This window comes from Thalassospira mesophila (assembly GCF_002115755.1).
Taxonomy (GTDB): domain Bacteria; phylum Pseudomonadota; class Alphaproteobacteria; order Rhodospirillales; family Thalassospiraceae; genus Thalassospira; species Thalassospira mesophila.
Map to the genome: position 1 here is coordinate 150,743 of NZ_JFKA01000007.1, position 14,726 is coordinate 165,468.

Annotated in this window: 12 protein-coding genes; 7 read left to right on the forward strand and 5 right to left on the reverse strand. The window is 54.0% G+C overall.

Features of this window, described 5'->3' with window-relative positions:
* Nucleotide 1 precedes the first annotated feature (1 nt).
* Nucleotides 2-1,561 (reverse strand): adenylate/guanylate cyclase domain-containing protein, encoded by a 1,560-nt coding sequence (locus tag TMES_RS15625; protein ID WP_085584198.1) that lies wholly within the window; start codon nt 1,559-1,561, stop codon nt 2-4.
* Nucleotides 1,562-1,805: 244 nt separating this feature from the next.
* Here TMES_RS15625 and TMES_RS15630 point away from each other — a divergent pair, with 244 nt between their 5' ends.
* From TMES_RS15630 to TMES_RS15645, 4 genes are all read left to right on the forward strand, one after another.
* Nucleotides 1,806-2,693 carry an AraC family transcriptional regulator gene (locus TMES_RS15630; RefSeq protein WP_085584200.1) on the forward strand — a complete coding sequence of 296 codons (888 nt, stop codon included), beginning with the start codon at nt 1,806-1,808 and terminating at the stop codon, nt 2,691-2,693.
* A gap of 164 nt (nt 2,694-2,857) precedes the next feature.
* A complete protein-coding gene (yddG, locus tag TMES_RS15635; protein ID WP_085584203.1) occupies nt 2,858-3,763 on the forward strand; it encodes an aromatic amino acid exporter YddG in 906 nt (301 codons plus the stop codon).
* A 197-nt stretch (nt 3,764-3,960) separates the two neighbouring features.
* A complete protein-coding gene (locus TMES_RS15640) occupies nt 3,961-5,742 on the forward strand; it encodes a tetratricopeptide repeat-containing sulfotransferase family protein (RefSeq protein ID WP_158091248.1) in 1,782 nt (593 codons plus the stop codon).
* 157 nt (nt 5,743-5,899) lie between these two features.
* Nucleotides 5,900-6,874 carry an adenosine deaminase gene (locus TMES_RS15645; protein ID WP_085584294.1) on the forward strand — a complete coding sequence of 325 codons (975 nt, stop codon included), beginning with the start codon at nt 5,900-5,902 and terminating at the stop codon, nt 6,872-6,874.
* 137 nt (nt 6,875-7,011) lie between these two features.
* Here TMES_RS15645 and TMES_RS15650 read toward each other — a convergent pair whose 3' ends face one another.
* On the reverse strand, nt 7,012-8,031 hold the full coding sequence (locus tag TMES_RS15650) for a phytanoyl-CoA dioxygenase family protein (RefSeq protein WP_245835478.1): 1,020 nt from the start codon (nt 8,029-8,031) through the stop codon (nt 7,012-7,014).
* A gap of 141 nt (nt 8,032-8,172) precedes the next feature.
* Between TMES_RS15650 and TMES_RS15655 the strand changes: the two genes are divergently transcribed.
* Entirely contained in the window at nt 8,173-9,150 is a 978-nt protein-coding gene (locus TMES_RS15655; protein WP_085584207.1) for an AraC family transcriptional regulator, read from the forward strand.
* A 57-nt stretch (nt 9,151-9,207) separates the two neighbouring features.
* Here TMES_RS15655 and TMES_RS15660 read toward each other — a convergent pair whose 3' ends face one another.
* The 3 genes from TMES_RS15660 to TMES_RS15670 all read right to left on the reverse strand — a co-directional run bounded on the left by TMES_RS15660 (nt 9,208) and on the right by TMES_RS15670 (nt 12,266).
* A complete protein-coding gene (locus TMES_RS15660) occupies nt 9,208-10,215 on the reverse strand; it encodes an alpha/beta fold hydrolase (protein WP_085584209.1) in 1,008 nt (335 codons plus the stop codon).
* A gap of 129 nt (nt 10,216-10,344) precedes the next feature.
* Nucleotides 10,345-11,640 (reverse strand): alpha/beta hydrolase, encoded by a 1,296-nt coding sequence (locus TMES_RS15665; RefSeq protein WP_085584211.1) that lies wholly within the window; start codon nt 11,638-11,640, stop codon nt 10,345-10,347.
* Nucleotides 11,641-11,861: 221 nt separating this feature from the next.
* Nucleotides 11,862-12,266, reverse strand: a complete 405-nt coding sequence (locus TMES_RS15670) for an OsmC family protein (protein WP_085584213.1) — start codon at nt 12,264-12,266, stop codon at nt 11,862-11,864.
* Between the two features lie 256 nt (nt 12,267-12,522).
* Between TMES_RS15670 and TMES_RS15675 the strand changes: the two genes are divergently transcribed.
* Nucleotides 12,523-12,876 (forward strand): hypothetical protein, encoded by a 354-nt coding sequence (locus tag TMES_RS15675; RefSeq protein WP_085584215.1) that lies wholly within the window; start codon nt 12,523-12,525, stop codon nt 12,874-12,876.
* Nucleotides 12,877-12,962: 86 nt separating this feature from the next.
* A complete protein-coding gene (locus TMES_RS15680) occupies nt 12,963-14,696 on the forward strand; it encodes a sensor domain-containing protein (protein ID WP_085584217.1) in 1,734 nt (577 codons plus the stop codon).
* The last annotated feature ends 30 nt before the right edge of the window (nt 14,697-14,726 follow it).

Sequence of the window (14,726 nt, forward strand, 5' to 3'; positions counted from 1 at the left end):
CCTATGCCGGGTCGGCGGCATCCCCCAGTGTGAACAGATCAATTTCCGACTTTCGCCCGCGAATGGCATGGGTGCCCAGATCAATGAACGATATGGTGTGGGATTGGCTATCTGCGCTTGTAATTAAATCGCGGGTGGTTTTGCTGATCAGGATTTCGGTATTGGTTTCCTTGTTCAGGTTTTCCAGCCTTGATGCCAGATTGGCGGTATCGCCCTGAATGGTGAAATCAATACGATCCCCTGACCCGACCGGCCCCGCCACCACCGGCCCGGAATGAATGCCGATCCGGGTTTTCATAAGGTGGCTGCCGCCAAACCGGGTGTGGCGGGTAACATGGCGAATGGCAAGGGCGGCGCGCACGGCATGCAGGGCATGGTTTGGGTCATCATGCAGAATGTTAAACGCCGCGTGTAAGGCATCACCAACATAATTTAAAACAATGCCACCCTGATCGCGGATCGGGGCATTTACCTTGTCAAAATAATCATTAAGCAGGCTGATGACCTGTTGCGGGGCCAGATTTTCCGACAGCGAGGTAAAATCGCTGATGTCGCAAAACATCACGGTGGCAAAACGCAATTCGCCAGCGGCACGCGGGTCGCCCCTGTTTTCGCGGTCCATTGCCAGTTCAACCACATCGCGGCTGACATAACGCTCAAATGCGCGGCGCATTTGTTCGCGTTCGGCAAGGCCTGCGGCCATATGGTTAAATTCATAAGCCAGCTGGCCGATTTCATCGTCGCTGGCAATCGGGCTGCGCGCCGTAAAATCGCCTTGGCTGATTTTGCGCATGGCGTCGCGCAAAAACCGTATCGGGCGCGTCAGCGTGCGGCTGATGAAAAACAGGCACAGGATGGCGGCGGTTTCGGTTGCTATCACATCAAGCATGACGGCTTGCTGGGTTGAAAGGCCCTGCGATGCCCGGATATCGACAAACAACGTTAAATCAAACAAAATCGCGACTGATGATACCAGGGTTAGCACCAGAAATACGATTGCCAGACGCGGGCCAATGGTGGCCCGGCCGGGGTAAAACCGCACCTGCCAGTTTTCAAACATATGCCGTTTAACGGTTTCGCTGCGGTCCAGTGCCGCGAAATAGGCATAAACCGCAAAATGGGTGGCATAGGCAAAACTGAACCAGAAACCGGCGAACAGGCGTATTTCCAATGGCGCACCGGGAATTTCCGGCTGTGGTGTAATTAGAAAAACGCCACTGCCAAAGGCCGCGGCACAATAAATCAGCCCGACACAAAAGGCCCAGATCGCTGAATATAAATGCAGGCGACGCAGCCTTCGGGTGGCAATGGCAAGGCGTGCCGGGGTGCCGGCGGCAAGGCACGTAATGGCGCCCGCAATGGGACGAAACAGGCAGGCCGCCCCCACGCCGTTTAAAATAATCAGGATCGCGATATTAAGGCCAATCGCGCGTCCCAGCACATCGGCATTGCCCGAAATTGCGACATAGGCGCCGGTAAAGCAAAAATCGATGGTCGCCATGCCCGCCATGGCAATGACATAGCGTTGCCAATGGTTTTGATTCCGTGATGTTGCCTGCATGACGTACGAATTCTTTTCATTGGAGTTATAAGCCGGGCAGGGTAAGGGCCCCAACCGGTTTTGCACCTGTTTGTATATGTTCCTGTTTCAGATACGTTTCAAACAGGCGGGTTGATTAATCACAAAATAGTGTGTGGGGGCATGGGGGCGCAGATTATCGGTTTTATGGGGGAATGGCTGTTGCCAGCGCCATTTGGTGCGCCATAATAAGCTGTCATACACCCTGCCTGCAAACAGGACATAAATGTCGCTCAGTTTTCGCAATTATCGCTCTGAAACCCTGTCACACAGCCACGATGATTTTCACCAGATCATTGTTTCGCATCATGGCGTGCTTGATCTCGATGTTGAGGGGGCCGGGGGCGAAGTGCGCGGACGGCAGATTGCCTTTGTGCCCGCCGGGGCGCGCCATGCTTATCGTGCGCAGGGGATGAACCGGTTTTTGGTAATTGATCTGGATGCCAATCTGGCAGCACAGGCCGGGATCGAGCAACTATGGCAGCGCGCGGGGGGCGGGGCCTATTTATCCATTACCCATGATGTGCGCCTTGGCGAACTTGAAACCCTGTTGGGGGCAAGACCACGATCAAGGCCAGTGTTGCCGCCGGATCGGGACGTGCCAACAACGCCGACATTGCCCTTGTTCTTGTCGCCGGGACCGTCGCCATCAAAGTCATATAATGCTGTTTCATTGAACCATCGCCCGCCCCATCCGCCGGTTCTGGCCTTTCTGGCCGATTTATTGCGCCATGCCGGGCGTGATGGGGGAAGGCGATATGGTGCAAATGCTGTTGGGGCGATCCCTCCCCGGTTGCTGCGCGTGATGGAGTGGGCGGCGGCCCGTTTGAATGAACCTGTCAGCGTGGCGCAAATGGCGCAAATTGCCGCCTTGTCGGAAAGTGCGTTATTTGCGGCGTTTGAGCGCTATGTCGGGTGTGCGCCGATGCGGTGGCTGGGATTAACACGGCTGGATTGCGGGCGGGATTTATTAGCGACTGCAAACAACAGCGAAAGCATTGCCGATATTGCCCGCCAGGTCGGGTTTCAAGACCAGGCCGCCTTTTCCCGGGCGTTTTCGCGGCGTTTTGCCTGTGCCCCCGGTCAGTTTCGTAAACAATGTCGCCAGCACTGAGCGATATGTGATTGTCCTTCGTGATCTGCCCGGTTTTTCGTCGGTTTTCCCCGCGACGATGTGCCGTTACGTTCTTGATGGTTCCAGAACAGGAGTTTGGGCAAAGACGGCGTTTTGATTGCGGGTTAATGTTGCGCAACATATGGCGATATTGGAATCTCATAATGACTGCGCAAGACTCTAAAACCAAAGCAACCCTGATTGGCACCATCGCCGTTTTACTGTGGGCATTGCTGGCATTGTTCACCACATTGGTAAAATCGATCCCGCCCTTTGAGCTGGTCAGTCTGTGTTTTGGCGTGGCGACGGTTTTTAGTGCGATGTGGATTGCTCGCAAAGGTCCCAGTGCCTTTGGGGCGTTGCGCCAACCGGTCGGGGCGTGGGTTTTGTCTGTCGGCGGGTTATTTGGCTATCATTTTTTCTATTTTGTGGCCCTTGCCAATGCGCCTGCTGTCGATGCCAGCCTGATCGCGTATTTATGGCCGTTATTCATTGTGCTTTTTTCGGCATTTTTGCCCGGTGAAAAACTGCGCTGGTACCATGTTGGCGGGGCGCTGTGTGGCTTAGGCGGCGCTGCCCTGCTGGTTAGCAAAGGGCAGGGCTTTACGTTTAATCCCGCCTATGGCGCAGGATATGCTGCGGCATTGGCCTGTTCAATTTTGTGGTCTGGCTATTCAGTTTTAAACCGCCGGTATCGGGCCGTGCCGGTTGAAGCTGTGTGCGGGTTTTGCGGTGGGGCTGCAATTTTGGGGGGTATAACCCATTTGTTGCTTGAAAGCTGGGTCATGCCCGATGCAGTGCAATGGCTGGCGATTGCCGGTTTGGGTTTGGGGCCGGTCGGGGCGGCGTTTTTTGTGTGGGATTACGGTACCAAGCATGGCGATATTCAGGTATTGGGGGTGTCGGCCTATGCGGCACCCTTGCTTTCAACCGTAATTTTGATCCTGTTTGGGCGTGCACCTGCCAGCCCGGTTGTAATATGGGGATGTCTGTTAATTGTTGGCGGGGCGCTTTTGGCATCAAAAAATATCATGTCGCGTAAACGGGCCCGTTTTCAGACGCCTTTGTAAATAAACCTGAAATAGCAAGTCTTTTTTATGACATGCTCGGCTGATTTGCAGCCGGGCGTGTCTTTTTTATAGGCTTTATGAGCGACCTGACTGCTTTTTGGGCTGTGCATTGCAATATAAATGACTTATGGTCATGATTGTACCGGGGAATTCTGGGGGGAATGTCACCACGGTCCGAAATGCTTCGGGATATTGATATGAAGCAAATGCAAAAAGATCCGCTGTCGCCAATGAAGCAGGCGATGGCAGCAAGGGAATTTGACAAGGCAGCGGCCATTGGTGCCAAACTTGTCCGAACCCACCCAAAGAACGTTGAATTGCAATTAATGACAAGCGTTGCCGAACTTCGTGGCACGCATCCGCGCCGGGCCTTTCCCCGGTTGTCAAAGCTGGTGCAAAGCGTGCCGGCAAGTGATCATCATATCGGTATGGTTCTGCAAAATCTTATCGCTTTTGCACGTGCAACAGGTGACTACCATTCATTAACGACGCTGGCTGAAAAACTGCATCGTCAAAATCGTAATCAGCCGTTGTTTGCCGAATATCTGGCCAACGTGATGATCGAGCATGACAAGTGGATGTCGATAGCACCGACCTATTCGCCAGATTTGTTGCGGGCGGTTGATTTGCTGGAATCCATTCCGCCAAATTTTGGCCGCTATGCCCAAAGCCAGCACGTCTTGGCGCAGCTTTATGTGCGCGTCGAAATGGTCGACAAGGCCCTTGCCCTGTATGAAAAGATGGTGGCAAAGACACCTGACGATATGACGCTGCGCCATAATCAAATTGCGGCCCAGGCCCTGACCGGCAAAGTTGACCCGGCTGTTTGCAACAGCCTTGACCTGATCGAAAATCATAACGAAACCAACACCCAGCCTTATCTGGTGGTGGCCTTTTTGCGCCCGCAAGCGATGCCGGAAACGGCCTTGCCGTTTTTGGAAAAAATCCATGACGACACGGCGCAACATGGCCTGCATCGCTATAATGCCGCCTTTGCACTGGCCCGGACTGCGGAAGTCCAACAGGATTTTCAAACGGCATTTGGCTGGTATCAAAAAGGCCACGCTGCCCATCGGGCAATGCAGGCCTATGACGGCATACAGGAAGCATCTGAAATTGACCATATCATCGCGCTAAGCGAAGCCGATTTTGCCAGCCGCCAGGCCGGATCGCCCGAAGAGATCCTGGCCGACCTTGCCGGTGCAGATGATCCATTATCGCCAAAGCCGGTGTTTATTGTCGGTTTGCCGCGATCAGGCACGACCTTGACCGAGCGTATTGTTGGTGCGCATAGCGACGTTTATCCGGCTGGTGAAGTCGGCGATTTTGCCCGTGCGGTGGCCGAAGTGGTTGGCGTTGGCACAATTGCGGAGCAAATGGAACGCATTACCCCAAAAGCCGCCCGTGCTATTCGCCAGAAATATCTGGCAGCGATGGCTGGTTATGCGCCAGCAGCCCGGATGGTGGCCAATAAAACTCCGGCGAATTTCCTGCGGATCGGTCAGCTTCGCAAGGTCTTCCCCGATGTGCCGATCATTCATTGCATGCGCCATCCGCTGGCAACCTGCCTGTCGATTTATACCACGCCGTTTGCCAATCCGATCCGTTTTGCCGACGATTTGCAGGATCTGGCGGATTATTATCAGCGCTATGAAAAAATCATGGCAGCTTTCGCCCGGACCGATGACACCGGCCAGATTTTTCATTTATCCTATGAAGAACTGGTGGCCGACCCCGACACGATTGCGCCGCGTTTGTTGGCCCATTGCGGGCTGGACTGGCAGGCGGAATGTCTTGAGTTTTATCGCAGCCGTCAGGCTGCAAAAACCGCCAGCTTGATGCAGGTGCGTCGACCGATCAATGCTGAATCGATAGATAAATGGCAACGGTTTGAGCCCTTTATTGGCCCGCTAGCCGCCCTTGCCGGTGGTGATGATGATGGTGGAAAATCGTCAAAACGTCGCATTCAGGCAGCCTGATCTTACATAACGCAAATCCAGACATCTTTACAACCGGTTCGAGACATCGAACCGGTTGTTTTGCATGCCTTTGCGAATTTGCTTCAAATTACGGGCGCAAATGATTACCTGTTATGCAACATATATTGCCATTCACAGCGTGATAACGGGAGCCTTTATGACATTGACCCTGCCCAAGGCCGAACTGCATTTGCATCTGGAAGGGGCGTTAACCCCGGAACTGGTGCGGCGGTTTGCCACGCGGAACCAGATTGCGCTGCCCGATGGGCTTTTTGATGCCGATGACGGCTATATCTGGGCTGATTTTCCGCAATTTCTGGCCAGTTTTGATGCCGCAAGCAATGTTTTGCGAACCCGGCAGGACTATACCGATCTGACCTGCCACTATCTGGTGGAACAAGCCAAAATTGGTGCTTTATATGTCGAGCTGTTTTGTTCGCCATCTCACGCAGCCTTGCAGGGTTTATCGTTTGATGACCATTTGCTGTCCGTGGCCGAGGGTATCGACCAAGCCTATACCCAAACCGGGATTATTGGCCGGATTGTCATGACCTGTGTGCGTCATCTCGGCCCGGAAATGGCCGTTGATGTTGCGCGCGAAACGGTGGCATGCCGACACCCCCATGTGGTCGGATTTGGCATGGGCGGCAATGAAAGCATGTTTCACCAAAAGGATTTTTACCCTGCCTTTAAAATTGCGGCCGATGCCGGGCTGGGCTGCACCACCCATGCTGGTGAAGTACAGGGCCCGCAAAGCGTTTGGGATGCGATTGATCATTTGCCGGTGGACCGTATCGGCCATGGGGTGCGCTCGATCGAAGACAGTAAACTGGTGGATGAACTGGCCAAACGTGGCATCGTTCTTGAAGTCTGCCCGGGGTCAAATATTGCCCTGTCGGTTTACCCCGATTACGCCAGCCATCCGTTGCGCAAGCTTTATGATGCCGGTGTCAAGCTAACCCTGGGGTCAGATGACCCGCCCTTTTTCCATACCACACTGGCCGAGGAATATCAGCGCGCGCAGGACGTGTTTGGCTTTAGTGCCGAAGAATTGCGCGGCATCACCAAAACCGCTATCGAGGCCGCCTATGTTGATGGCGAAACCAAAGCTGCCCTTTGGTGCGCGGTATAAGCTGTTAAACCGGATGTAAGAAAAAACGAGGTCGCCAGATTGTTGCTGGCGACCTCATCTTTATTGTGATAATTCCCGATTTAAAGAGCTAGAACAAGTTGAATAATAGCGCCATCAGAATATATTTCTGCGCATTGTTACCAGCTCGTTTTGCCCAAAATCTTTTCGCCGAGCGGGGTTAGCTTGGCCCGTTCATAGCGGGTTTGTTCCCAGTTGCGCGGGTCGCCGGGAAATGCGTGGCCCCGGGCGGGCAGGCGCTGGTCCCAGCTTTGAACCCGCCAGTCTGCCAGTTCGCTATCGGCCGGAGATGCCGGTGCCATTGATATATATTGAGCAATACGCGCCGTTGAGGAACGGTTTGCGCGAATGCCATGGGCCAGCAAGCTGTTGAAAATTAACAAATCGCCTGCCTGCATCGGGATGCGATGACACGGATAGCGCATGTTATCCATATCCGGGCGAAACGGGTTGCGGTCTGCCGGGGCGGTTTCAAGCCAGCGTGCAAAATGCTGGAACAGTTCGGGAATGCATTGAAAGCCGCCAGTTTCGTCGGTGGTATCGGCCAGCGACAGCACACCTTGCACATTGATCGGTAATGGCCGGGCACTGGTATCTTCATCCCAGTGAATAAAACCGTCAAAGGACCGACTGCCGATATTGGGGGTGTTAAGGTTGGCGCGGTCAATCGATACCCATAAGTCTGTGCGATCCCAGATATCGACAAAGGCATCATAAATACGCGGGGACTGGCGGTTATCCCACATTGTCTGATGATGATAAGCCTCGACCATGCCGGAATTATTCAATTCCTTCATTGCATGGTCACGCAGCTGCGGCCGCGCCCATGTTTCGCGGTTTTTCGGGTCCATCTCCTGAAATTCCCACAGGAAATCGGCCGTTGCGGTCGCTTGGGTGCGCGAAACTGCATTGCGCACCACCACATAGCCAAACCGTTGCCAATGGGCAAAATCACCGGGGGTGAGGACCCGCAATGGCAATGATTTTTCCATATCGCGCAATTGCGGCCCGTTAATCGACCCGACAGAGGCATTGCCGGGCCGGTCCGCGTGGGGCGACATGGTAACGGCAGGGGCAACGACAGGACGCGATGTTTGGCTAGATATGTCGGGTTGCGCAGGGGGGGCGGTTATGGTCATGGGGTCCTCCGGTCTTGGATATGCCAGTTATGGCTTGTTGTCATAGAGCCATTCTAAAGTGGAGCCGATGCGGCTGCCCACTGACATAGCGGACGATTTCTGATACTATTCGGACAATCGGGGGTTAAAAGGTGCCGAAAAGTGAAATTACTGTTTGAACATGTGCAAATCGCACCGGATCGGTCATGGCGGGGCCTGCACCGGCAACTGCCTGCCATTCCGTTTGAATGGCATTATCACCCCGAATATGAACTGACCCTGACAATTAACAGCGCCGGGCGTCGTTATGTCGGGGATCACATTGGCGATTACCGTCATGAGGATCTGGTTTTGCTGGGGCCAAATTTGCCCCATACCTGGCATTCCGCCAATGCCGATGCACCGGTTCAAATGGCGGTCTTCCCGAACGGCAGTCATCCCGCCAGCGGCGTTGAGGTCGCACCCCCGGCATTTGATAGTGATAACGAAAGCAACAACGACAACAAAGCCATTGGGACGGTCCCGCATCAGGCTTTTGTGTTCTGGTTTTCATCGGACTGGATCGACACAATATGCGCAACGATGCCGGAACTGGCGCCCCTGGTGCCGGTTTTGCACATGGCGCGGCGCGGGGCTGTTTTTGATAGCGAAACAGCGCGTCAGATCGCCACTTTGACGCCCCGGTTTGACAGCGGCCCCCCTACGGGCCAGCTAGTGTTATTGCTCGAAGTTCTGGGGATATTAACGCGGGCGCAAACCGTGATGCCGCTGGCATCGGCGCGGTTTGATGCCGGGGCACCGCCGCGCAAGGAAGCCACAAGGCTGGGCCGGGTTCTGGATCTTTTGCATGCCAGTTACGCCCGCCCGCTGGCCGCAACACAATTGGCCGGGGAAATGGGCATGAGCGAACGCACGTTGCGCCGTTTTTTTAAATCCCACATGGGAAGCACCATTCAGGATTATGTTATGGGGCTGCGGCTGGGCCGGGCGGCGGCGTTGTTATTGTCGTCCGATATGCCGGTTTACCGGGTTGCCGAAGAAACAGGCTTTGAAAACCTGTCGCATTTTAACCGTCAGTTTGTCCGCCATAAATCAATGACGCCAACAGCCTTTCGCAAATCGCGCTTCGCCGGGAAATAAAGAGTGCCTTCCCTCTCTGGCATTTTTCTGGCGTTGCGGTTAAGCCCGGCCTGTTAGTTAAATATCGGCAGTTTCTGTTGCGGGAACGGGGGCGGCGGACGCAATGTTGCCAGCGGGCTTTTCAATGTGCCAGCCCGGATGGCGGGTGGCGACGTGGTTTTCAAAAATGTCCCAGAACTGCAACCGCAATTCATCGCGTTCTTGTAAAATTTCGTGCCTGGCCCCTGCGATCTCATGCAGGTTAACGTGTGGATGACGGGAAAAAAGGCGCCGGGTGGTGGCATTATTTACCACACGATCATTGCTTGACAGGATCATGGTTGTTGGCGGCAATGATGGCTGGTGGTTTTTTTCGGCTTTGCCATTGGCGTCGGCCATTTGCACATCGAGCATTGCCTGCGCGCGAAAGCAGGCATGAAGCCACCCTGCCGATACCCCGCCCACGATCAGTTCGGGTTGTTTATGAAGCAGGGCGAAGCTTTGTTCATAGCGGGTTTGATCCGACGTCAGCAGATTATCGCTGTTAAACGGTTGCAAGGGCGATAGCAGTTTTTGACCGGGCAGGAATTTTTTATCCAGTCCCGATTTACACAGGCTGGCCGATAAAAGCCGGGCCAGTGTTATCATCCAGTCGGGGCCACCCAGGCCAAAAAACGGCGCGATCATAAGGGCCGAGGAAAATTGTTGCGGGTTGGCCAATAACAGATTGATACCCACCAGCCCACCGGTGGAATGGGTCATTAACATGGGGCAGGAAATATCGTGCTTGTGCCGAACATGGCGAACAACGGTTGTGGCGTCTTCAATATAATGGGCAACGTCCCCGACATAGCCCATTTCAGGAAACGGCGTTTCACGGGCTGACCCGCCCTGACCGCGAAAATCAAATGTTACACAGCCCAGACCCCGCGCGGCAAGGTCACGTGCGGTTTCGCTATAGCGCTCGATAAACTCGGCGCGTCCTTGTAATATAAAGATATGCCCGCGGGCATTTTCCGGTGTGGAAATGCCATAGCGCAATTTTGTTCCGTCAGGGGACAGGCAGTGCTGAATTTCAAACGGCATTCAATATTTCTCGTCGGGTTTGCCCCGAAAACGGGCGGATGAGCGGGGTTCTGGCGCACGGGAAGGCGATAAACGCCCACCTGTCATTTCGTGGGTCGCGCTGTACGATATATAAACGAAAATGGCGGCTCAGGGTTCCAGCGCTTTGTGAATGAAAACAACCATTTTCCCCATCATGCCATCAAAATCGGGGTTAAAGGTGCCACGGCGCAGGGTGCCCGGCGTTGCCGATTCCAGCAGGTTGGTTTCGCCGTAAATGGTGTCCTTGTTGTCTTCTTCGCAGGTTTTGTAATCGGCAGGTTCGCGGTAATGGTCGCACCGGCGGTAATCGCCCGTCAGGCCATAATGCGGGTTTTGCGGGCGCATGGTCAGGGCGGTGTGGGCATGGTTGACGGTGCGCAAATCGGGGTTTGCCGAGGTGACAACATCAATATCATCGCAAATCGGTTGCGGGCGGTCTTGCGAGGCTTTTTCTTCGCCCTGATACCAGATCATATAGCGGTCATCAGATTGCACCTTGCCGCAAAAGAAATGGGCCGCAAGATCGGCGCGTATCGTGCGGTCGTCCGAGCTAACAGCCATGAAAACCGGCTGTGTTATGGGCGGCAGGGTGTTTTCGCCAAAGGGCACGGTTAACAACTGAAATTCGGCGGCGGCATTCATCGCCAGGGATTCATATTTCGCAACATCGTGATCGCGGCGTTTGTCGACCCACGGTTTTACATAGCGCATATAGGGTGTAAGCCACGCCAGATCGCTATAGGCACCAAAACCGGGTGATAGCAAAACCATTGCCGATAATTCGGCATCGTTACGATGGTTTTCGGCGGCCCGCACCACAAGGGCCGCGCCCATGGAATATCCAACCGGGATGATATGGCGAATATTGTCGTCAAAACTTTCCAGCCCGTATTTGACCGTGGCTTGCCACGCAGAGGCATCAACATCGCGCAAATCGCCCGGCACCGTTCCGTGCCCCGGTAGCAATAAGGCATGTAGCGTTGCACAGGGCAGGGCGGTATGAAGCGACATTGCAATGTCGCTCATTAAATAGGGGCTGTCTGACAGGCCATGGACCAGTAAAAAGCCGACCCCGTCACCGTTTTCAATTGTTTTGCCGCTTTGGCGGCAGGCCTGCATATCGGGTTCGATTGCAAAGGGCGCACGCATGGAAACAGCATCGTCGATGCTATAATCATCAAACGGATGCGGTTCGGGGGAATAGCGCAGGTCTTGCAGGGCCGTGCGAATTTTGGTTTCGCTATCGGTGATGTATTGTGAAAAAGGCGTGCCGGGTTGCGGTGTGGTAATGGCATGGCCCGATGCCTCGAAGCGTGCAGGCCCTTTGTCGCAGGCGGCAATCAGGCATAAACCGATGACGGCAAGGCAAAATTGCGGGCGGACAAAAGAACGGAAAACATGCATCGGAGGGGATCCTGTGATGGCCGGGCAAACCGTATGCTCAGTGGGGCGATGTTAGGACGATGTTAGCACGGTATTATAATGTCATATCACACGTGGCCGGGACAAAAAAGAAACGGCATCCGAAACAGGGATGCCGTGTACTATAGCGTGTTGCCGTGCATTATCGGCGATCAATGTTGTGTTATCGACGGGCTGGCGTGGTGCCGGTCGACACGCCGATATTAATCAAGCAATTCCCAACTGTGGGTCAGTTCGGCGGCCTTTGCCAGCATGATCGATGCCGAGCAGTATTTTTCAGCCGATAAATGAACCGCACGTTCAATTTTTGCTTCGTTCAGATTTTCGCCGCGCACCTTGAAATGCAGGTGAATTTTAGTGAAAACCTTGGGGTCGGTTTCCGCGCGTTCGGCTTTGATATCGGTTTCAACATCAAGAATATTTTCGCGGCCTTTTTGCAAAATATGAACCACGTCAATCGATGAACAACCAGCGACCCCCAGCAACAGCATCTCCATCGGGCTGGGGCCAAAGCCGCTTTCGCGGTTGCCATCCATGACCACACCATGACCCGACCCGCTGGTGCCGGTGAAGGTCAGATTTTCAAGCCATTTGACCCGTGCTTCCATTGTCTTTGTTCCTTTTGGCATCCCCGGTATGTTTACGGGGGATAAATTTATGTTGCCTAACCTCTAGCCGGACAATCGGGCTCTATCAAGCCTGCAATTGCGCTTTGCAAGGTCGCTGGTCCTTGCAAAGGACGGGACGGGGTAAAATATCATATAAAATTGCCGCTTTAGGCATTTTGTCATCGGCGGGAATCAGGTAAAATAAACACTAATCATATATGGTTTGTCGCATTGTCAACCATTGGGGGAACAGCACATGACCGAAGATACAGGCCGTACAAAAAGCCGTTTCCGCATGGCGATGGAACATGTGATCCGGGAAATTAATCACGAGGTGATCAGCCCGGCCATACCGGACCTGACCGTTGAAAAGATTTTGCCACTAATGGTGTCGGTCGCGCATTCGCGCGCGGCCTATTTGCGCTACGCCTTTAAACTGGCCGGGGATGGCAAAACAAACCACCCGACCGAGGCTGAAGTGCTGAAATTGCGGCAATTGCGCGAGGCCTATGAAGAAATGAAAGTTGCCAGTGCGGAACTCGAACATTGTGTTGATCGTGGTTATATCGATCTGGCAGATAACCCGGTGAGCAAAAAGCCCGGCGAGTAATATGGGGCCCACAACGCGATCACGGCATGCATGCCGCCCCAAATGATTGTGAATGACAGCAGCGTTTGAACAGGGAGTGCGCCTTGATGGCGCGTATATGTGCATTGGCGATTAGTTCCGAAATTGTTGCGACGGCGGCCCTGGGGCGCGATGGTGTTATTTTCCTGTCACCAGACGATTTGTCGGTTCAGCATGCAAATGCCGTGGCGACAAAATTGCTGTCAAAGGTTGCGGTCGGCCTTAAAGCAGGCACCGCGTTAAAACAATTCCTGGCATTGTTATCGCGCGAGGCCAGTTTTAGCGACAGCGATGGTGTTGAAGCTGTTCGCAAGGCATTGCAGCAAATTGGCAAACCCGGTGTGCATGATTTGCCGTCTTTTAATGTCGGTGATGTGCGGATTAACTGGCACAAGGCTGATGGGCCTTCTGGCCTGACGGCGTTATTGTTGCACGATGTTACACGCAGCGAAGGCCTGGCGCGCAATTTATCGGACCACAAATTTTTTATTCAGCACCTGATCGATGTGCTGCCGATTCCGATTTATGTCAAAAATATCGAAGGCGTGATCAATCGTTGCAACACGGCCTTTGCCGACCTGTTTGGCCGCAAGCTTGAGGCGGTTTTGGGCCGCAAGTCTGCTGATGTGGCCCCGGCAATGCTGGATGCCATCATGAACAGCAAGGAAAAGCCGTTGCTGCTAAGCGAAAGCAATATTCGCGATGAAATCACCTTTGAGCAGGAAGACGGTACGCCAAGAGCGGCAATTTTCGCGGCCTCTACCCTTAAAGCCCCCAGCGGGGCCATTGGCGGCACGATCGGCTCGCTGATTGATATTACCTCGCTTAAAAAGGCCGAGGCCGAAGTGGCGGGGGCGGCGGCACGCCTGACCGATATTTTGCAAAAAGCCCCGATTGGCGTGGGGATTTCGGATCGTGCCACAGGAAATTTTCTGTTTTTCAATCAGACTTTTGTGGAATTGCTGGGCATAGAAGTCAACAGCAGCACCCTTGACCTGCCAGATGACATTGCGAGCCCGACCGACGCCAGCCTGCCCCTGACCGATGCGACAGACAGCATTTTGTTATCCGAACGCTACCGGGAAAAAAGCTTGTTTGAAATGGATGCGATGGGTGAATTGCACGATGTGGAACTGCGTATTCGCCCGACCGGGGCCAAGGAAGCCCGCTGGTTACGCACATCGTTAGAGCCGTTGCCGTTCGAGGGCCGCGAAGCAGTTTTGTGGTGGGTGGCTGATATTACCAAACAGAAAATGGCCTCGCGCGAATTGCAAAACAAAGCCAATAACGACGAATTGACCGGGCTGGCCAACCGGGCGCGGTTTATGCAAAAGCTGAACCATTGTGAGTCTGTTTTGCGCGGCACCGAAACCCCGGCGGCGGTGTTTTTGCTTGATCTGGATGGGTTCAAGCAGGTGAACGACACGCTGGGCCATGCGGCGGGCGATTGGGTGCTGGTCGAAACAGCGCGTCGTCTGGTGCGGGTGGGGCGCCGGGCCGATGAAGTGGCCCGTTTGGGCGGCGATGAATTTACCATGGTTTTTGTCAATAAAGGCCGTGCTGCCGAAATGACCAAAATTGCGGGCGATATTTTAAAAGCCATGGCCGAACCCTATGTCTGGGAAGGGAAGACCTGCCCGATTGGGGCCTCAATCGGGATTTCGGTTTTTGATGGCGGCTTTTGCGATATGAGCGAGCAATTGCGCCGGGCCGACAAGGCCATGTATCAGGCGAAGCTGGCCGGTAAGGGGCAATATATCGTTTATGATGGCGCCATGGATGTGGATCTTAACGACGACTGACGGTCGCGTTTGGCATCGTGATATTTGATT